This window comes from Bacillus sp. R86525 (assembly GCF_042466195.1).
GTDB lineage: Bacteria > Bacillota > Bacilli > Bacillales > Bacillaceae_G > Bacillus_A > Bacillus_A nitratireducens.
This window is the reverse complement of record NZ_JAXHPX010000007.1, coordinates 2,424,599-2,444,575: the sequence shown is the minus strand read 5'-3', so window position 1 is coordinate 2,444,575 and position 19,977 is coordinate 2,424,599. Positions and strand designations below refer to the sequence as shown.

The following is a 19,977-nucleotide window of genomic DNA, read 5'->3' as shown; positions in this document are numbered from 1 at the left end:
ATTTCTTCTTTTGGAGAAGACGATTTTTAGTATATATTTGGTTTCTTAATAATTTCTCGTATGTTTTCTTAAGTTTTTCTTAATATAAGAAGTTCGTATAAAGGTTAACAATAAAAAAGAACGTGTTTTCAATTTATGAAAACACGTTCTCTTACATACTTAAAACCCTATATCAACTTTTTATTTCATTCACTTTTACCATCCTGCACTAGCGTTTATACCGTTTCCGATAATAGTAAGAAGTAGTGGCCATAGTACTGGCCCTAACGTAAGAAATAGATTTAGCAATATAAGTATTCTATATCTTCCAGGGATATTATAATTTTTACGATTAACAAATACTACAAAAACTAATAATATTATGGTCGTTACAAATAAAAGTAACACTAACAACCAATACCAAACCATTAAACTGAGACTCCATGGCTGTAATAGCTCGTGTACAATACCAAAGGTGATTCCCAATACTGCAAAACTAAAGGTAGTAACTGTTGCTTTGATAAACAATTTACTTAATTTTTTATCGTATGTATACTTACAATATAAATCTATTAAAGTGTATAAAGATAAATATGCCATTAATACACCTATCCAAGACAATAACCAGTCTCCGCCTCCTCTAAATAACATGAACAGCAACCAACACATCCCTACTGCAGAAAAAGCAAAGGAAATAAGTATGCTTTTCAATACCGGTTTCATTATATTTTCACACCCTTAAAAATAAATTATAAGTTTTTACTAAACTCATGTAATTTTTTATTAACATGCTACCCATTAATCGTTTAGCTCTAATGCATCCTTTTTTCATTCTATATTAATAAAACAAAGATATACTCATGAACAATTAAAGAAGCAATACTCTACAAAGAGTTCCATATAGCTTGTATATTCTTTTTCCATTGGTAGAGATATTAAAAAATTAAGTATACATTAACATGCAATTAAATATAAGTAAATAAAATTAATTTACAGCTAATTTTATTTACTTATATAACTTTCATATTCAGATTAACTCAGCGATTATTTTATTTTCATATAATACATTCTACTATTCATATCGCCCTTTTCCATCCCGCTCTATCCACCGCATAGTCTTCTTAACATCTAACTCCGTATACGTCTTTTCACCATATCGAACAGACTCATATATCGGAATAATATCTCTCGTTCGACATATTCGTTTTAACCATTGTTGCATCGTTTCATAGGACCTTCGCTGTTCATGAAATGGTAAAGTTCTTTCCCATTCAACTAACGTTTTCCTTATCGTATCTGCAGACAATGACTTTTCTGACTGATCAATGACTTTTTCATCCTTTATGGTTCTTACCACAGTTTGCTTTGTGACCGATTCTTTCTCCTGTATTATTTCAGTTTTCGTCAACCTTTTCCTAATGTACTTGTAGATGGAATATATAATTGACATTACAATAATCACATAAAAAGCTATACTAATCCATGAGCTTGAGAGCATAGAAAATACGTCTCCCCATGAACTTTCCCTTTCAAAACCTTTAAATTTTTTACCCGTTGTCGTTCCATTCCCATTATCTCCCACTTTTGTCTCTTCCAAAGGTCTGCCATAATCTTCATTATTTTCATTGTTTATTGTTTCCTTATAAATTTCTTTAGGTTTCTTTTCACTAAAAAAACGCTCTTTTACTATGTCTTGTACATGCACAACACCTTTTGATAACGAGATTGCACTAATCGCAAAGAAAAGTATGATTAAAGCTCTTACACTCCAAAACTTTACTTTCATATGCCTCTTTTTATTCAACATGACATAAATCCCTTCTTATTCTTTAATTACAATCCATTTATTCGTTCTACTGTATTCCCTAGGTGAAGTACCAAGAATTAAAGGAACTGCATCCAATTCCTTACGACGAAATCCTGCTGTATAAAAATAAGAAGATGATACAGGCGTATCTTGATCCGATATTGAGGCAAGTACCTTTAATACATTTTGCAAATGTTTCCGATTATCCCCGTTCTTTACATGTAACAATCCGTTACCTTTCACACTGTTAATCCATAACTCAAATGAACAATCTTGCATGAGCAGTTGTTTGCATATGCCTGCGGTTAATTCAATAAGCTCTTCAATATCATTTCGTAAAGAAACGCCACTTTTATTTTGTAAATTGAGATAAATCGCATATTTATCAGATTGTGTTCGTTCATATTTTTTCCCAATTATTGTCCCTGTTTTCGCTGTTGCGCTCCAGTGAATAGAACGAAAATCTTCATTTTCATACGACTTCACTCCCATTACTTTCGTCTCATCATATAAGGGTGATGACATCGCTTTTCGAAATCCTCGTGACCATTCTTGTAATTCAGGAACTTGCATTTTCGGAACAGCTGGTAAGACTAAATAGGACGGCGTTTCAACCTGTTTATATGTTATATGTTTCGTTATGAATCCAAATGGATCAGTAATAACAATTTCAACTTCTTCCCATTTCGCGATACCTCTTTTTAATGCTACAGCTTGTAAATCAAATAAAACGGTCTCTCCACCTTTTATATTGAAATTCAAATAATAATTTGAACCTGTACTATGATTTTTGTTTAGTTCATCATGATTCCAAGTTAGCTTGTTTTCACATTTAAATCGAAATACGATATTGAAAATAGGAAATATCGACTTGTTTGAAATTTTCAATTTGCACATATTTGTTTCACCTATAAAAACGTTCGAATTACCTTGATTGTATTTCCAGTTAACGCGAGATACTTTCCGAATATATATATGCGTAGCGCCTATTAAAATTAAATACAAAAATACGAGAGATAATATGAGTAAATTACTTGAAAATACACATAAAATAACGGCTACAACTGACATAACTCCTATTACGAAAGGCTCCGCTAAAGGTGTATACACAAGCTGTTGATTCATCGTACATTCTCCACTGGCACACTAATCGTATGAAGAATTTCTTTCATGATTTGTTCTTTTGTCGTTTTCATCTCCCCTTCAATCGTTAACGTTAACCGATGAGCGCAAACGGATGCAGCTAGTAGTTTTATATCATCTGGTGTACAGTAATCTCTTTCATTTAATATTGCTCGCGCTTGGATTGCCCGCATAAATGCCAATGTGCCTCGCGGGCTTACACCAATTTCAATTAACTCATGCATACGGGTTGCTTCAATAATTTCAAGAAGATAATCTTGCACATCATTCCCTACTAACACTTCCCTTGCACGTTTTTGTATATTTATTATTTCTTCACTCGAAATAATAGAATGTAGCGTTTCTAATGGATCATTCGTTTGGAAGCGATTCATCATTTCCTTTTCTGCTTCTCTCGTAGGATAACCTTGTCGTATAGTAAGTAAAAATCGGTCTAATTGAGCATCAGGTAAAGGAAATGTACCAGCGGATTCAAGAGGATTTTGCGTTGCAATTACTAAAAAAGGTTCTGGTAATGAATGTGTCTGTTTCGCAATTGTAACAGTACGTTCTTCCATAACTTCAAGTAACGAAGATTGTGTTCTCGGTACAGCTCGATTAATTTCATCCACTAATACTATATTTGCAAAAATAGGACCTAACCTCGTTTTAAATTCCGATTCTTTCACGTCAAAATATTCGAGACCAATAACATCTCCAGGCAAAGTATCCGCTGTGAATTGAATTCTTTGAAATTTAGCGTCTACACTTTTAGCCAAACTTTTCGCTAATGTTGTTTTTCCTGTCCCAGGTACATCTTCTAATAAAATATGTCCTCTTGCTATAAGGGCTATCGCTGCGAGTTCAATCGATTCATCTTTTCCTATAATGACCTTTGAAATATTGTTAGTGATTTTCTTTAATATGTTCATATATCTCACTACCACCTTTAAATATTTTTAAAATTAAGAATATTTATTTTCCAAATTATAACACATTATAAGTAAATATATTCCTATCAAAATAAAAAAGATGACCTCAGCCATACGCTAAAGTCATCTTTTTCTACTAATTATTTTACTAGTTCACCACTATAAACTTTTATATCAAGTGGCGCAGTTAAAAATTGTCGTGCATTGCTAACGAAAGATGTGAAGTGTTCACTCGTATTATGACTCGCAACTGCTGCTTCATCTTTCCATACTTCTACCATCGTGTAAACACTCTCTTTTTCCGTATCTTTATAAAGATCATAAGATACATTTCCACTTTCTTCTCTTGAATCATGAAGTAGTGGCTGAATTTCTTCTAAAAATGATTGTTGTTTTGCTGGATCTACTTGAAATATTGCGTGAATTATAATCATGGTGTTTCCCCTCTCATATCTCACTTATTTCTGTTTTTATAAAATTACTTCCACTCAGCAACTTTTTCAATTGGAAGACGTACTGATGGATAACCACTATCAGCAGCTTTTCCGATTGAAATTAACATAACTGGTACGTGACGCTCTTTGTCTAATCCGAAAGCTTCTGCGATTTGGTCTTTTTCAAATCCACCAATTGGGCAAGTATCATAGCCGTGAGCACGTGCTGCTAACATAAATTGCATCGCTACAAGACCACCGTCAATTAGTACAGTATCTTTCATTACTTCTGGTGTAACCATTGAGAAGTAACCTGAAAGTTTTTTCATTTGATCTTCTTTTACTTCAGCTGGCATTAAACCACGTTCAACCGCTGTGCCGTAAATTTCTTCTGCGTTATCAAAGTTGTTTAAGTCACCAAATACAGCAATCATCGCTGAAGATGTTTCTACTTGAGATTGATTGAATTTCGCAAGTGGCGCAAGAGTTGCTTTTGCTTCGTCACTTTCAATAACAAGGAATCTCCATGGTTGCATGTTTACAGATGATGGTGCAAGTGTTGCTTCTGTAAGAATTTCTGTCATCTCTTCTTTGCTAATTTTCACTGAAGGATCGTACTTGCGAATTGAACGACGTCCTGTTAAAATTTCGTTAAAATCATTTGTTTTTACTGAGTTAGTCATAGTTGTATTCTCCCTTTTTAAAGTTCTTTTATATTTTCTTGAATGCGGTCTAACATCGTTAAAAGATTGTCGCGTTCTTCTTCACTTAATCCTTTAAATGCTGAAGTAGCGAAACGCTCTTTTTCCTCTTGATACACTTGAATTTTATTTCGTCCCTCTTCTGTAAGAGAAACTAACGTAATTCTGTTATCATCTGGATTTTTACGTCTTGTAATCATTCCGTTTGCTTCCAGCTGTTTTAAATGCCTCGTAATCGCGGCATTATCAATATTCACTTCTTGCTGAAGTGCTTTTTGACTAATTTCATCTACTTCATATAACTGAAGTATGAGCTCTAATCTAGACTGACTCATACCCGTACACCCTTCAAATTTTGAACTTACTTCTTTGTTTAGAAAGTGTAATTTATATAAAATTATTGCTTCTTTTGAGCATGAACTTGTCAAATTACCCCTCCTTTACATCCAATACAAAAAACATTTGATGTATCAATAGTTGATATGTCAATTAATATAATCTATATCGATTTAGAATGCAAGCATTTTGTTTTCATTTTTATTTTTTCCAAATTAAGGCGCTTTGTCGCGTTACAAAAAATGTAAATTACATTATAATAGTAATAATTTAAATGACTGGAGAGTGATTGTAATGCGGCAATACACAAATAGAAATGAGGAAATAAAAATGGAAAATGAAATGAGGATATTCACATATGACAACAATAAATATAGGGATTGTCGCGCACGTAGACGCTGGCAAGACGAGTTTGACTGAGCGTATTCTTTATGAAACGAATGTGATTAAAGAAATTGGCCGAGTAGATAGTGGTAATACGCAAACTGACTCAATGGAATTAGAGAGACAACGCGGAATTACGATTAAAGCATCTGTCGTTTCTTTCTTTATTGATAACTTAAAAGTAAATGTCATTGATACACCTGGACACGCTGATTTTATCGCTGAAGTGGAGCGATCATTCCGCGTTTTAGACGGTGCGATTTTAGTTATTTCTGCCGTTGAAGGTGTGCAAGCACAAACTAAGATTTTAATGCGGACATTACAGAAACTAAACATACCGACTATTTTATTTGTTAATAAAATTGATCGTAGTGGCGCAAATACTGAAAAAGTTATGAAACAAATAAAAGAGCTTCTTTCAAATGAAGCATCCCCCTTCTACTCTGTAGTAAACGAAGGTACAAAGGACGCTCGGATTATTGAATATAAATCCTATGACGATTGTATGGAACTGTTAGCACCATTTAACGAATCATTGCTTGAGTCATATGTAAATAACGAAATAATATCAGATACGCCATTAAGAAAAGAACTAGAAAAACAAATACAACAAGCAAATGTGTTCCCCATCTTTTTTGGCTCAGCAATGACAGGTGTAGGTGTAACTGAACTACTTGAAAATCTTTCAGCGCTAATTCCAGTTAATAAACCGACGCAAGATAAAACATTATCCGGTGTTGTTTTTAAAATTGAACGTGAACCTTCTGGCGAAAAGATTGCTTACGTAAGAGTTTTTTCAGGTAGTTTACACGCTAGAAAATATGTTGATATACAGTGTGAAGAGTCTCTACCACATAAGGAAAAGATTAAAAAAATGTGCATGTTTCATAATGGAGATGCCGTTCAATCTTCTACTGTTCAAAGCGGAGAGTTTTGCAAAGTGTGGGGACTTACGAATATTAAAATTGGTGATATTATCGGTGAGTGGACGGATTATATAAAGGATATTCACTTTGCCGAACCGCAAATGGAAGCTGCTATTGATGCAGTGCCTAGAGAGCGAATTCATGATTTATACGCTGCACTTATGGAACTATGCGAAGAAGATCCTCTCATTAAGGTTCGGAAAGACAATGTTCATAATGAACTATACATTCGCCTTTTCGGTGAAGTGCAAAAAGAAGTTATTGAAACAACACTTTATGAAAAATACCGTCTACAAGTTACCTTTTCAAACACGCGAGTTGTATGTATTGAAAAACCAATTGGCTTAGGGAATAGCGTTGAAGTAATGGGCGAAAAAGCGAATCCATTTTACGCGACAATCGGTTTCAAAGTTGAACGTGGTGAACTTAACTCTGGGATAACGTATAACTTAGGTGTTGAACTTGGATCATTGCCTTTAGCATTTCATAAAGCAATTGAAGATACTGTATTTCAAACGTTAAAACAAGGTTTATACGGATGGGAAGTTACAGACATTATCGTCACGTTAACACATACTGGTTATGCAAGCCCTGTTACAACTGCGAGTGACTTTAGAAACTTAACACCGCTCGTATTAATGGATGCTTTAAAGCAAGCTGAAACATGTGTATATGAGCCATTAAACGAATTTGAATTAACTGTACCAGAGCACGCAATTAGTACCGCAATGTATAAGCTTGCTGCTATTTCAGCAACTTTTAGAGAGCCTAGATTATATAATGACTCCTACCATTTAACAGGATCATTACCTGTTGCGAAAACAGAGGATTTTAAACGAATACTCCATTCATTTACTGAAGGAGAAGGAATCTTTACAACAAGGCCAGGTGGTTTTACAAAACTTACGGCTCCCTTCCCTACTCGAAAACGTGTTGATTATAATCCGCTGAATCGTAAGGATTATTTACTTCATGTGCTGAAGGCTTATTAAATAAAAAAGAGGTGCAGATTGCACCTCTTTTTGCATGTATTGATAGGTTAGTTTTTCCTAACAACTTCTTTAAGTTTTTCTATTATTTTTGCTATCGCTTCGATCGAATTCTCAGTTTCAAATTCTCCAACATTTACAGAATGATTAGCGTTTTTGACAACTTCAATCTGTAAATTCGTTTTATGTAACTGATCGATTTGATTTGCATTATATTGATGATCTTTATCCCCAATTACTAATAGCCCTTCATGATCACTATGTAAGATGGAATCAAAAATCGTATCAAACGTCAGTAAAGGTGTAAGTAATATCATTTTTGACTGTGCAAATTCTTCTCTCTTCATTAAATCATTCGCAATCGGGATTGTTCCGAGTGATTTTCCTAAAAACATCGAATCGTTGTATTGTCCACTTTTTAGCACTTCATTAATGATAGGATTAATATCATCCATCATTACTTTCGTTACTTCTTCCATTGGTTTTTCCATTAACTGTCCATCATAGGAATAATGAATATGTACTACATCTATTTTATTTTCAAGCATAAACATCGTTGCATAATAAAATAACGGCTTGTCATAATTGTAGCCTGAACCTGAGAACATAAAACAGATTGTATTAGAACCTTTTTCGATATGTGTGTAACGAATGACTTTATTATCTATATGTATCTCTTTTTTAGTCCCCTTCACCGTTTTCCCCTCCAAACACGCTTATTTTTGCAAAACGATATGTTCTGTATGAATTGATATATCCTTTACTTTATCTTTTATAAACGCTGGCTGTAAGTTATACGCATCTAACTCTTCTACCGGCACCCACATAAATAAATACCTTCTACCTTCTTCTTCTAGAATATATTGATCAGCCCCATTTGCAGGTAATTCATGCAATTCTACTTCATAATAAAAACTAATCTCATGAAACTTTCGCTCAGAAAGTGTAAAGAAATTTTCTACTGACCATATTAATCTCTTCACCTCAATAGGAACACCTACTTCTTCAGCAAGTTCTCGTTTTAACGCGTCCTCACTATTTTCTAGAATTTTCACTCGTCCACCTGGCACGTACCAATAATCTTCACCTTCATCTTGAAGGATAAGTATTTTATTATCATGTTTACAAATTGCTCCGACTCGGTAATTAAAACATGTTTCTTCTACTTTAAACGTAAGATCCATCCTGAATGCCCCCTATATATTATTTAAATATCGAATCATTACAAAACTAGTATGTATGTGCTGTACAAATAAGATTACTAAATTTTTCTATTTCGCTCAACATTTTTCGAACTTTCCGAAAAAACACTTACCTTTTGTCATTACAGGTATTTATACATATGTTACAATCACAATGCACATTAGAAAAGCAATATGGGGGTACAAATGGAAACGTTATTAATCCAACAAACTGAGAAATCAAATAAGTTTTGGAAAATCGTTGTGAAAGATAGAGACTACGTTGTGTTTTACGGAAAAATCGGCACAGCTGGTAGTGTGAAAGCGAAAGAGTTTGACACAGAAGAAGAATGTATGAAAGAAGCTAACAAACTAATCGCTTCCAAACGAAAAAAAGGATATACAGACCCGTGTCTTGGGGAAATTTACATAAAAGAAAAAACGATGACAGAAGAAGAATTTTGGGAACTACTTGATCGTGCAAAAACGAAAGGTGAAGACCAGGAAGAACAAATAGAATGGCTTACTTCTCATCTCGCTAAACGTACAGTACATGAAATTGTAGCTTTTGATACGCATATGCATCGCATATTAAAAGCTTCCTATACATCTCGTTTATGGGCAGCTGCCTATATTATTTTAGGCGGTTGTTCGGATGATTGTTTTGATTACTTCCGTGGATGGTTATTATATCAAGGAAAAGAAACATACGAAGCGTGTATTGAAGATCCAGAACGGTTAATTCCTGTATTAGAAAATTTGAGCGAGTATGATGTTCCAGAAATAGAAGAACTTACACTATATTTCGGACAAGAAGTATATATGGAGAAGACTGGGGATGAAGATGATACATACTTTACACTATACCATGTCTTATCAAATGAAGGATTTGAGGAAGTTGATATCGAGTTAGACTGGGATGAAGATGACGAAGAAGGTTTGAAAAAGATGTTTCCTAAGCTATGGGAAATGTACGGGGAAAATTCGATTGAGTGGTAGACTTATATTAGGACTCTGTTTAGCCAATAGACAGAGTCCTTTTTTCATAAGTTTCCTATTTAAGCTCTCTTTATTTCATACCACTTATCTAACAGCACCTTTTCTCTTTCAATTGAAATACCTGCCTTAAATTCCCTACCTTTCATTTCTCTCATCCACTCATACACGTCTTTAACAGTATCTTCTAACCTTCTAAAAGTAAGACCCTCTTTAACTGCGCTCTCTATATTAATAGAAAATCCACCTTTCCACGGCTTCGTTTCACCTTCTAATGCAAAAGTTTCGGGAAGCCATAATGGCATTTCTGTCCATGGCTGCACTTTATTCTCATGCATAAACGATTCATCAACCCAAACGAATGCAGCATCACTATTCGTAACTTTTTTACACGTATTTAATAGTTCTTCCATCGTCAATTTATAATTCGGACCTGTTATATTAATTGTGCCCACTTTATTGTTTTCTGCCATGTTTAGTCCAAAGCTTGCGACGTCTTTTATATCAACGAACTGCACTGGACGGTCTTTCCTTCCTGGAACTAACACTTCTCCCCCCTTTGCTACACGCCCAATCCAGTATGGAAGCCGATCTGTATAATCAAACATTCCCGAAAGAAGTCCTGCTCTTACGTGTAAAACACGCCCCGGCCAATACTTCTCTGCTTCTTTTTCACATAGTACTTTAAGCGCGCCGTAATACTCATAAGGAGATACTTCACCATTCTCCACAGCCTTTATTTGATCACCCGTTGGTTCAGGTTGTAATATATAATCTTCTTTTATATGATACGGGATCCAATCTTTATATACGGAAAGACTTGAAATGAATATATAATGCTTTATATTATCTTTAAGTACTTCTCCAACATTTCTAATGTGATGAGGAGAAAATCCACACGTGTCGACTACCGCGTCCCATTTTCGATTTTCTAAACTTGAAACATCATCATTTCTGTCACCGATTAACTGCTCTACTTCAGGAAAAATTTCTTTATTTGTTCCGCGATTAAATAATGTAACTTCATGCCCTCTTTTTAAAGCCTCTTCTACGAAAGCCCTTCCTAAAAAACGTGTACCGCCCAGTATTAGAATCTTCATTCTTTTTCCCCCATTCAATCAAGCGCATGATTAAAAACCTTTTCTTTTGTTTAACGATTTTCCCTTGTAAAAAGTTACGGGTATTTTTCATTTTTTTCTATAGTTAATATAACGTCATCCAAATTTGCAACTTGTGACATAACTTTTTATCGAATTCGACAGTAATGAAGACGATAAAGAGGGGTTAAAAAATATTTCAACTAAGTCATAGTGATAAGTACACATCTACGAAAATACTTATTTATACGAGCAATGCTCCTGTCAATTTGGCAGGAGCATTGTTTTTTCAACCTCTATTTACTTTTATATACTTGAATTGAAATGATCGAAATTAAACTGAGCAACCCCATAAATAAACAAGTCGCGCCTAGAATTGTATAAGAATTTCCGTATCCTTGTAATAAAGCTAAATACGTACTTGTATCCATATGACCGCCCTGCTCTGCAACAGATTCACTTGTTGCCTTACTCCCCATTTCTGGTGCATTTATTAGTACATACACACCGATAATAGCTACTAAAGCTGAAATGATTTCTACAACATTAGACTTTGTCATCATACCCTCACCTTTCAAACAACGTCTTTTATCCATCTAGTGAAATCTCTTACTATACTAGCAAAAAAAGGGATATAATTTAATCCCCTTCTCTATTACTAGAATCAACAATATGAAAATATTCATTCTGTCTATTTCCATTTCATATATAATTAAAATATCCAATATTTGATTAACAAATTATACGTACTTAGGTAGGTGATAAATATTAATAAAAACATAGTTTATCATTCAACATTTTACATTTATTCTCTCACATCGTTCTTTTATATCTTTTTGCTAAACATAGAAAATGGTCGTAGTTATTTGGGTTTCACGATGGTTGTTCCGTTGTTAGCCGTTATTTTATATCAAAAAGCATATAAGAAACAAGAAATTTTCCATACATTTGGCATTTCACGTCCAACATTAAAATCACTAATTTTCTCCATTTTATTCCCACTACTTCTAGGTCTATGTCTCCATTTCTATTTTTATATTTATAATATAAAGTTCTTATTTAATCACTGCAATGAATTGGGATTTCTCTTACTCATTGGTCTTACAATTGCAGCTTTGTCTGCATTTTTAGAGGAAATTATTTGGCGCGGGAATCTTCATTACTATTTACGAAAAAAATATTCATTAATACAAACCGCAATAATTACAGCTTCACTTTGGTCTTTATGGCATTTACCAGTAGCACTCTTTTATAAAAACTATGAGTTATGGTTTGTAGGAATATTAAGTTATCTATCGTTATTATTTATATTATCTATAATTTTGACGTACACGAGAGAGTACGGTCGTTCTGTACTACCACCCGCAATTTTACATGGTGTGTTTAATGTATTTTTTTTAACAGATGGATTGCAAAACAAGTGGGATGCCAGTCTAATGGAGTTAATTAAATTTATCTTTTTAGCAATTGCGCTCTGCATTATATATCTTATACATCGAAAAGTTAAAAAATAGTTAACAATTAAAAAAAGTGTTTCAGTTTAATGTACCTTAATTAGCTCATTAAGTACTTCAACACCTTTCAATTATTCAATAATCGTATAGGTGTTGAAGTTTTCTAATTTTAATTGAACGACTCCGTTCTCACAGCACTTATTTCAATTATGTAGAACATAGCAAGTTTAACTATTTCTCTTATTGTAACTTTTGTAAAACTTTTAAATAAGGAAATATACACTCTTTGACTAATCTCCATCTATCCTGCGCTTCCGGTATAATCTCAGATGCAATCACCACCACCAATTCCTTCTCCGGAATACAACAAATCATATTCCCACCATCACCCATGGCACAGTATGAAAAGACCCCATCTTCTTCTCGTAACCACCATAAGTAACCGTATTGATTTGAATTCATCGCTATTGATTCTTGTACCCACGATTTTGAAAGAATTTCCTTTCCATTATGAATACCTTCATTCAAATACATCTGTCCAAACTTAGCCATATCTCTAGCTGCTAACGTAAGTCCCCATCCGCCAGTTGAAATACCATTTGGATCGTGAACCCATCCCTTTACATCTTTTCCGAATAAGTCATCAAATCCAAATGCTTTCATATTGTAGTTTGGAATTTCTCTTATGCCGATAGGCTGGAATAGATATTCGTTCGCAAACTCACGAGCACTTTTCCCTGTTACACTCGTAATAATTGCTGATAGTACATGTGCGCCTGCCGATGAATATTTAAAAGGTCCAATTTCTCCACCTTTTCCTGCCCTATTTAACGTATACTTCACCCAGTCCATTTGTGTACATAGTTCTTCTAACGGTTCCTGCCAGTCTATATAAGGATATGGAGCTGTCATTGTAAGAAGGTGTCGTACTGTTATTTCAGATGAATTACAATTATATTTTGGGAAAAATTCTATTACTTTTTGATCAACGCTCTTTATATACCCTTTATCTACACATATCCCAATTAACGCGGAGATTATCGTCTTTGTGACAGATGCTACATGACGTGCATCATCTGGACCGTAACCATTATAATAATTTTCAAAAGTAACATTACCTTTTTGTACAACTAATACACCATTTATATTTTTATAGTTTTCTTTTATAGTCCAATCTAACTGTTCAGCAGTTTTCATCTTTCTTCCCCCTTAATCTATGATTAAAAAGGTTCGATAGGTACATATATATCGACTATATGTTTATTTTCCGGGTGCTGCCTTGGATCATTTCTATATACTTCAAAAGGATACGAATCTCTCGGTTTATATCCACTATTTGGTAGCCACTCGCCGTATAAAAAATCCCATGCTCCTTTATATTCATCTGGCAATATTTCAAAGTGGCCTACTGCATATTTCCCTGATGGTATTGTCATCAATCCAATATCGCTATTTCCTTCTACTACTTCATCTAGAATCGTTATGCATAGACTTGTTCTTAAATGATAGTCTTCTGTGAACTCATGATGATCATGGTAAATTGTTAATACCTTTGTATCCTCGAATGCATGATAGTTTTGCTCCGATGCGTAATGAAATAGTTTTTCTATCATTTTCGGAAAATCTATAGCTAAATCTTTATATGTACCTACATGTCTTATGTATGCGACGTTTACTTTGTCCGCTGTTACAATTTCGACCTCTCCTCGAACCTTCTTACATTCATTGTATTGAGAAGTTCCGCTTACGTCTTTGCAATTCTTGCTATTGTGATTTCTATAGTGAGACGGACTTACTCCGTAATAACTTTTAAATGTACGGGAGAAAACTGCTGAATCTGTAAACCCAAAGTGATACGCAATATGTGTAATCGTCATATCTGTGCGATATGTAAGTAGATTTGTTGCCCTTTCTAACTTTAATCGGTTTACATACCGTGATAATGGCTCGTCTACTATCCCCTTAAAAATCCGATGAAAATGAAACTTTGAAAATCCTGCTACATCCGCTAACTCTTCAATTGAAAGTGAATCATTTATATGTGATTCTATATAGTCTTGCACTTTATAAACACGTCGTAAATACTCGTTTCGACTTTGAGAACTCTCCATATTTATCACTCCTCACAACAAAAAGGCTAACTTTACGTCAGCCTACTTTACACATTTTTTAAAAATAAAACTCTACTCCCGCCGTTCCCATCATAATTTGTATGTACGGATACACCATCTATCTCATCATCCCCAACTTCAATTTGAAATCCGATTTCTTGATGAAATTGTATTGACTTTTTATTAACTGGTGACGTTATCGCTTTTACAACTTTACGGTTATTTGCACGAGCGCTATCGAAGAAATAAGAATATAACGTCGATGCGATTCCTTTTCGTCTAAACTTCGGATTTACACCGATAAAATGAACGTACGCTTCATCTTTATGAGTTTGTGAAAAGAAACCACATAGAAAACCTAACGTTTCGCCATCTTCTTCAATGATAAAACTCGTTTCTTGAAAATGGACGAAAAACAACTTCGGCAACATACTAGCCATATCTCTTCCGCCCCACCAATCATTTAATACAGAATGAATCTTTACATAATCTTCCCCTTGAATATTTCTTACTCGCATGTATTTCTCCCTCTCACTCACTTCATTTTTTCATATATTTTAATAACCGTTTCGACTAACAGAATGAATACCCAAATACCTGAAAATACAAGAACAGACTGAAATATCGATCCAATTACCATAACACCAACTGCACCTGTTATTGAAAATGATATTCCACCAAGCCCTGGATCCTGTATAAGTGCTCCAGCAGAAAAAGCAGTTATAATAGATACTATTAAATAAATAACACTCGTTATTTTTAATATTTTTATAGAAAGATACGAAGTTTGTTCTTCTTCCACTTGTGATAATTCGATTTCCCCACTCGCAATTCCTTTTTGAAGACAATCCTCACACAAAAATTCTTCATTTATTTTTTTACCACCATGTATTGTACCTGTTATTTCTTTACACCTTGAACATTTTCGATTTATCATGTTGTTATCACTCCACTCCTATAAGATTATACTTATATAATTCTACATTTGCCTTAATATTCCTTTTATGTATTTTATAGAGAAAGGTCGTATTTTATGATTGGAAAACTTACATTTGGTTATAAAGAGCTTACTGTTCAGTATGTATTACGGCCTAGTTGCTATGCGGTTATTTTTAACAATACTTGCTCAAAAATAGCTATCATCGAAAAAGGAGAACATTACTTTTTACCTGGTGGCGGTATGGAAGGTACGGAAACGAAAGAAGCATGTTTACAGCGGGAATTACTAGAGGAATTAGGTTGGGCGATTGAAATTAATCGTTATATCGGTAATGCAGCACGATATTTTTATGCAGAAAAGGAAGATACATATTATTTAAACGATGGGTTCTTTTATAGCGCAACCATGGTACATCAGCAAACTGATAACTGTGAAGGGGATCATGTTTTAAAGTGGATGTCTCCTATACTCGCTGTAGAACTTCTCATTCATGATCATCAAAAATGGGCTGTTGAACAAGCGCTTTTATTACGAAATAAAAAAGGATCTCCTTCTATATGAAAGAGATCCTTTTTACTGTTAGCTTACTTTTTTCAAATTGAGAGCTGGCTTTTTGATTCCGCCTTTTTTTACAACATATAAGCCGATAAAGATAATAAGTCCGCCAACGAGTTGCATCATATTGATTTGCTCTCCAATTGTTACAGCTGCAAAGATAACTGCGAACAATGGTACTAGATACATATAAACCATTACTTTCGTTGAGCCAATTTTACTAATACCGACATACCACATTGCAAGTCCGAAGATTGTCGCAAAGACGATTGAATATGCTAGAGAACCCCAGCTTGGCGTATCTACTGGCCACGTTAAAGAATTTACGTTGAATAAACAGTATATAACGAGAGGTACAATTCCAATTAAAGTAGACCATGATGTGACTCTCATTGCGGAGTATTTTGTAATAAGAGGTTGTGCTAATATTGGATACCATCCCCACGCAATTGCTGCGACTAATCCAATTACATTTCCGAGCCATGCATACTCGTATGTAGCTCCTCCTGTATGCCCTGTTAATAAAACGAATGCTGCACCAATAAACGCTATTATTGAACCAATTTGAACTTTCATCGAAAAACGTTCTTGTTTGTGTAATACTGCTAATATTCCTGTAAAAATAGGTGACATCGCAATTAATAATGAGGCGTTCGTTGCTGAAGTATATTTTACAGATAGCATAAACATCGTTTGATACATTGCCGTACCAACGATACCGACTGCTACTAATCGTAACCAATCTTTTCTTTCAATACGTAATGAGCGTTCCATCATAAAAGTAATAAGTAATAATACCGGTGATGCTACTAAAAATCGTAAACTATTAAATTGAATGGATGACATATATGCCACGCCATACTTTCCAATTGTATAATTTGCTCCCCATACTAATGCTACTGATACTAGGAGCCATTCCATTTGCCATCGTTTCATCCGAATCTCCCCTTCCATATTTAGCATAGTAAAATTGGCTGGATATAACACCGTCCAATTGGCTGTTTTTTTACCCAGCCAATTTGTTATACTTAATGTATATAAGAGATGCGGAGGCGTTTGTATGGAATGGAAGCTAGATAACGACAGTAAAATCCCAATTTATCAACAAGTTGTTGACTTTATTGAGAAACGTATTACATACGGAGAACTTCCTCCAGGAAGCTTCCTCCCTTCAGAACGGAAATTAGCTACACAGTTAAATGTAAACCGAAGTACGGTAACTACTGCTTATAATGAACTACGTGCTATGGGAATTGTAGAAAGTACGACCGGTAAAGGTACACGTGTAAGTACACATATGTGGGGCGTTTCTCCAACATTAACACCGAACTGGAGAAATTTCGTAGAAGGTGGTACGTTTTTACCAAACTTACCGTTACTTCGCCATATTCGAGCAGAAGTACAACAAAATGAAAATATTATAGATTTCGCAAACGGAGAGCTCGGTTGTAACCTCTATCCTCACGATCAGCTACAAACAATTTTGCGAGAACAACCGTTAACACATTCATTAAGTTACGACCATCCGCAAGGGTATCTCCCGCTAAGACAAGCAGTAGTGAAATATATGAAGGAGTATTTAAAAGTTGAAGCGACTGAACAATCCATCATGATTACATCTGGCGCACAACAAGCACTTCATCTTATCGTGCAATGTTTATTAAATCCAGGTGATGCAGTTGCTTTCGAAAGTCCTTCACACTGTTATTCCTTACCGTTATTCCAATCAGCAGGTATCCGTATTTTCCCGTTACCTGTCGATGAACACGGTATTAATCCAGACGATGTGCAAGAATTATATAGAAAGCATCGTATTAAAATGATCTTTTTAAATCCAAACTTCCAAAATCCTACGGGCACAATGCTTCATCCTAACCGTAGAAAAAAACTATTATCACTTTGCGCAGACTTACGAATTGCGATTGTTGAAGATGACCCTTCTAGTTTACTTACGCTAGAAAAGAAACAACCTTGCCCTACTTTGAAATCAATTGATGAAAATGGAACAGTCATTTATGTACATTCCTTATCTAAAATGATTGCACCAGGTTTACGAGTTGGCTGGCTTGTCGCTCCGCAGTCTGTAGTAGAAAGGTTATCCGACGCAAGGCATCAAATGGAATTAGGTATGAGCATTTTCCCGCAGTGGCTTATGCAGCAATTTTTCGAAACTGTACCATTTCAGTCTCATATCGTACCGTTACGAAAACAACTAGCAGAAAAAAGAGACGTTATCGTTCGCGCCCTAAACGAGCAACTTCACGATAAAATCTCTTTTTCAAACCCGACCGGTGGTATATACATATGGGGAAAATTAAACGAACCGATAAACGAAAAACAACTTATTATGCAGAGTTTAAAACAAGAAATCGCCTTTATGCCCGGTAGTATTTTCGGTGCGAAAGATGGTTATATTCGTTTATCATATGGAAAAGTGAATATTGATCAAATTGAGGAAGGTATTTCTCGTTTACGTGAGGCTATTTTGGTTTGTGGAAAATAAGTAGCATCCTTACATATCGTCAATAGAATTTAATTAATTTTTAACTAAGTACATAAACTAAAAACCACTTTAGTTTATGTACTTGTATTGGTTCATTTTTTTATTTCAATAAAATATGTATCATAAGATTCTTTAAAAGTGTAGCCTATCTTTTTTGCTAGTTCAACAGATTCAGAATTTGCTCCATCCCAACTAGGATATTTCCCTCTATCTAAACAATCTAATATAAGTGCTGATGCTACAATCTTAGCTAAACCTTTTCTTCTATGTTCAGGATGACTCGCAATTTCAATCTCGATTCCATCATCAAATATACTAAATGATGTTGCAGCAGATACAACTTGTCCTTCATTTAAAATGGCGTACCCTACGCCCCTATCAATAAAATCATCAATTGAATTAAACTGACTAGTAAAATCTTCTGATAGTGCATGAAATGAAGAAGACTTTGCTATATCTTTATCGATTTTTTTCACTTCATAATTTTGGGGTAATGTAGACAAAATATCCCGTATGTATTCTTTATCTAAATCGCCGGGGTTCTTATTAAATCTAAACCTTTGAAACTTCTCAATTGATCCTTTGTGAACAGTCTCTATCCGTTTTTTCCATTCATCCGAATCAACAATGGCAAGAGTAAAATCAGGTAGATTATATAGTAATTCATCCGCCTCTTCTGCGTTTGGATTCCCTGCGTAAAACACAAAAATTCCTACAGTTATTTGAGCAACAGTTGGATTTTCAGGATTGTCTACCCACGCACTTCCCATATGCCCTTGGAGATAGGAAAGTACAATAGTACTATCGAAATTCCCAAACATCTCAATTAACTTTTTCCTTACATTGTTATCTGCTTTATAAATCATTCCATTCCTTCTTTCTAAAAATTATTATTATTTCATCAATTATATGTTAGCATATATTTTAAAATATATACAATTTTTGTAAATTAAAATACAAAATCCTCGTTTGACAAAACCTAAATCTACCATTATCATCAACACGAACCTAGTTTTAGGAGTGATAAAAATGAAAATTTACGTTGATGCAGATGCTTGTCCTGTAAAAGATGTGATTATTTATGAAGCTACGAATGCTGAAATTCCTGTTACCCTCGTTACTAGCTTTTCTCATTATTCTAATGCGGAACAGCCATCAGGAGTAGAAACAATTTATGTTGATTCCGGAGCGGATGCTGCGGATTACCGAATAATGCAGTTAGCAAAAAAAGAAGATTTAATCGTAACCCAAGATTACGGTCTTGCTTCACTCGCTTTAGCAAAAGGCTGTATCGTTCTACACCATAAAGGCTATAAGTATACGAATGAAAATATTGAACAATTGTTACAAACACGGTATTTAAGTGCAATGGTTCGAAAAAGCGGTAAGCGTACAAAGGGACCGAAACCATTTACAGCAGAAGATAAAGAGAAGTTTAGAGCGCTCTTTAAAAGTATAATCGCACTTTAAAAATGAACCGTCTATTTGCAAGGAAAACTTCGCAAAACAAAGAAGAGAATATCCAAATGA

At 34.5% G+C, this 19,977-nt stretch carries 23 protein-coding genes; 6 read left to right on the top strand and 17 right to left on the bottom strand.

The features are described 5' to 3' along the window. Window positions 1–195 precede the first annotated feature (195 nt). The 7 genes from SJY24_RS15115 to SJY24_RS15085 all read right to left on the bottom strand — a co-directional run bounded on the left by SJY24_RS15115 (window position 196) and on the right by SJY24_RS15085 (window position 5,403). A complete protein-coding gene (locus SJY24_RS15115; RefSeq protein WP_377865244.1) occupies window positions 196–702 on the bottom strand; it encodes a DUF3902 family protein in 507 nt (168 codons plus the stop codon). Between the two features lie 349 nt (window positions 703–1,051). After that, window positions 1,052–1,786 (bottom strand): signal peptidase II, encoded by a 735-nt coding sequence (locus SJY24_RS15110; protein ID WP_377865243.1) that lies wholly within the window; start codon window positions 1,784–1,786, stop codon window positions 1,052–1,054. 15 nt (window positions 1,787–1,801) lie between these two features. Continuing rightward, on the bottom strand, window positions 1,802–2,911 hold the full coding sequence (locus tag SJY24_RS15105; protein WP_377865242.1) for a DUF58 domain-containing protein: 1,110 nt from the start codon (window positions 2,909–2,911) through the stop codon (window positions 1,802–1,804). After that, window positions 2,908–3,840, bottom strand: coding sequence for an AAA family ATPase (locus tag SJY24_RS15100; protein WP_377865241.1), 933 nt, complete (start codon window positions 3,838–3,840; stop codon window positions 2,908–2,910). Before SJY24_RS15100 ends, SJY24_RS15105 begins: the two co-directional genes overlap by 4 nt. 140 nt (window positions 3,841–3,980) lie before the next feature. After that, on the bottom strand, window positions 3,981–4,274 hold the full coding sequence (locus SJY24_RS15095; RefSeq protein WP_377865240.1) for a putative quinol monooxygenase: 294 nt from the start codon (window positions 4,272–4,274) through the stop codon (window positions 3,981–3,983). Between the two features lie 44 nt (window positions 4,275–4,318). Continuing rightward, the gene (locus tag SJY24_RS15090; RefSeq protein ID WP_000185377.1) at window positions 4,319–4,957 is read right to left on the bottom strand and encodes a nitroreductase family protein; all 639 of its coding nucleotides are present in this window, start codon (window positions 4,955–4,957) and stop codon (window positions 4,319–4,321) included. A 17-nt stretch (window positions 4,958–4,974) separates the two neighbouring features. Beyond that, the gene (locus SJY24_RS15085) at window positions 4,975–5,403 is read right to left on the bottom strand and encodes a MarR family winged helix-turn-helix transcriptional regulator (protein ID WP_000204168.1); all 429 of its coding nucleotides are present in this window, start codon (window positions 5,401–5,403) and stop codon (window positions 4,975–4,977) included. A gap of 266 nt (window positions 5,404–5,669) precedes the next feature. Between SJY24_RS15085 and SJY24_RS15080 the strand changes: the two genes are divergently transcribed. Beyond that, window positions 5,670–7,613 carry a GTP-binding protein gene (locus SJY24_RS15080; protein WP_377865238.1) on the top strand — a complete coding sequence of 648 codons (1,944 nt, stop codon included), beginning with the start codon at window positions 5,670–5,672 and terminating at the stop codon, window positions 7,611–7,613. Between the two features lie 47 nt (window positions 7,614–7,660). On the opposite strand, the gene SJY24_RS15075 is transcribed toward SJY24_RS15080, so the two are convergent. Both SJY24_RS15075 and SJY24_RS15070 read right to left on the bottom strand, forming a co-directional pair. Continuing rightward, the gene (locus SJY24_RS15075; protein ID WP_377865236.1) at window positions 7,661–8,305 is read right to left on the bottom strand and encodes an alpha/beta hydrolase; all 645 of its coding nucleotides are present in this window, start codon (window positions 8,303–8,305) and stop codon (window positions 7,661–7,663) included. Window positions 8,306–8,326: 21 nt separating this feature from the next. Next, window positions 8,327–8,794, bottom strand: a complete 468-nt coding sequence (locus tag SJY24_RS15070; RefSeq protein ID WP_377865235.1) for an NUDIX hydrolase — start codon at window positions 8,792–8,794, stop codon at window positions 8,327–8,329. Window positions 8,795–8,998: 204 nt separating this feature from the next. Here SJY24_RS15070 and SJY24_RS15065 point away from each other — a divergent pair, with 204 nt between their 5' ends. After that, a complete protein-coding gene (locus SJY24_RS15065; protein WP_377865234.1) occupies window positions 8,999–9,790 on the top strand; it encodes a DUF4240 domain-containing protein in 792 nt (263 codons plus the stop codon). A gap of 59 nt (window positions 9,791–9,849) precedes the next feature. Here the strand turns inward: SJY24_RS15065 and SJY24_RS15060 are convergent, their stop codons facing one another. Continuing rightward, on the bottom strand, window positions 9,850–10,887 hold the full coding sequence (locus SJY24_RS15060; RefSeq protein WP_377865233.1) for an SDR family oxidoreductase: 1,038 nt from the start codon (window positions 10,885–10,887) through the stop codon (window positions 9,850–9,852). Between the two features lie 293 nt (window positions 10,888–11,180). Further along, entirely contained in the window at window positions 11,181–11,480 is a 300-nt protein-coding gene (locus SJY24_RS15055; protein ID WP_000361375.1) for a hypothetical protein, read from the bottom strand. 162 nt (window positions 11,481–11,642) lie between these two features. On the opposite strand from SJY24_RS15055, the gene SJY24_RS15050 reads away from it, so the two are divergent. Then, window positions 11,643–12,398, top strand: coding sequence for a CPBP family intramembrane glutamic endopeptidase (locus tag SJY24_RS15050; protein WP_215600544.1), 756 nt, complete (start codon window positions 11,643–11,645; stop codon window positions 12,396–12,398). A 180-nt stretch (window positions 12,399–12,578) separates the two neighbouring features. Here SJY24_RS15050 and SJY24_RS15045 read toward each other — a convergent pair whose 3' ends face one another. From SJY24_RS15045 to SJY24_RS15030, 4 genes are read right to left on the bottom strand one after another with little or no spacing between them, the layout of a single operon-like run. Then, the gene (locus SJY24_RS15045; protein ID WP_377865232.1) at window positions 12,579–13,535 is read right to left on the bottom strand and encodes a serine hydrolase domain-containing protein; all 957 of its coding nucleotides are present in this window, start codon (window positions 13,533–13,535) and stop codon (window positions 12,579–12,581) included. A 23-nt stretch (window positions 13,536–13,558) separates the two neighbouring features. Continuing rightward, a complete protein-coding gene (locus SJY24_RS15040) occupies window positions 13,559–14,449 on the bottom strand; it encodes an AraC family transcriptional regulator (RefSeq protein WP_377865230.1) in 891 nt (296 codons plus the stop codon). A 47-nt stretch (window positions 14,450–14,496) separates the two neighbouring features. Then, a complete protein-coding gene (locus SJY24_RS15035) occupies window positions 14,497–14,967 on the bottom strand; it encodes a GNAT family N-acetyltransferase (protein WP_377865229.1) in 471 nt (156 codons plus the stop codon). A gap of 17 nt (window positions 14,968–14,984) precedes the next feature. Next, the gene (locus SJY24_RS15030) at window positions 14,985–15,386 is read right to left on the bottom strand and encodes a DUF3980 domain-containing protein (RefSeq protein ID WP_377865227.1); all 402 of its coding nucleotides are present in this window, start codon (window positions 15,384–15,386) and stop codon (window positions 14,985–14,987) included. Between the two features lie 96 nt (window positions 15,387–15,482). Here SJY24_RS15030 and SJY24_RS15025 point away from each other — a divergent pair, with 96 nt between their 5' ends. Next, complete coding sequence (locus tag SJY24_RS15025) at window positions 15,483–15,950, top strand: NUDIX hydrolase (RefSeq protein ID WP_377865226.1); 468 nt, start codon at window positions 15,483–15,485, stop codon at window positions 15,948–15,950. 18 nt (window positions 15,951–15,968) lie between these two features. Here SJY24_RS15025 and SJY24_RS15020 read toward each other — a convergent pair whose 3' ends face one another. Continuing rightward, window positions 15,969–16,880, bottom strand: a complete 912-nt coding sequence (locus tag SJY24_RS15020) for a DMT family transporter (RefSeq protein ID WP_000832979.1) — start codon at window positions 16,878–16,880, stop codon at window positions 15,969–15,971. Window positions 16,881–17,004: 124 nt separating this feature from the next. On the opposite strand from SJY24_RS15020, the gene pdxR reads away from it, so the two are divergent. Further along, on the top strand, window positions 17,005–18,447 hold the full coding sequence (pdxR, locus tag SJY24_RS15015; protein ID WP_088009374.1) for a MocR-like pyridoxine biosynthesis transcription factor PdxR: 1,443 nt from the start codon (window positions 17,005–17,007) through the stop codon (window positions 18,445–18,447). A gap of 92 nt (window positions 18,448–18,539) precedes the next feature. Here the strand turns inward: pdxR and SJY24_RS15010 are convergent, their stop codons facing one another. Next, a complete protein-coding gene (locus SJY24_RS15010; protein ID WP_377865224.1) occupies window positions 18,540–19,313 on the bottom strand; it encodes a GNAT family N-acetyltransferase in 774 nt (257 codons plus the stop codon). 163 nt (window positions 19,314–19,476) lie between these two features. Between SJY24_RS15010 and SJY24_RS15005 the strand changes: the two genes are divergently transcribed. Further along, window positions 19,477–19,917 (top strand): YaiI/YqxD family protein, encoded by a 441-nt coding sequence (locus SJY24_RS15005; protein ID WP_000708786.1) that lies wholly within the window; start codon window positions 19,477–19,479, stop codon window positions 19,915–19,917. Window positions 19,918–19,977: the final 60 nt, after the last annotated feature.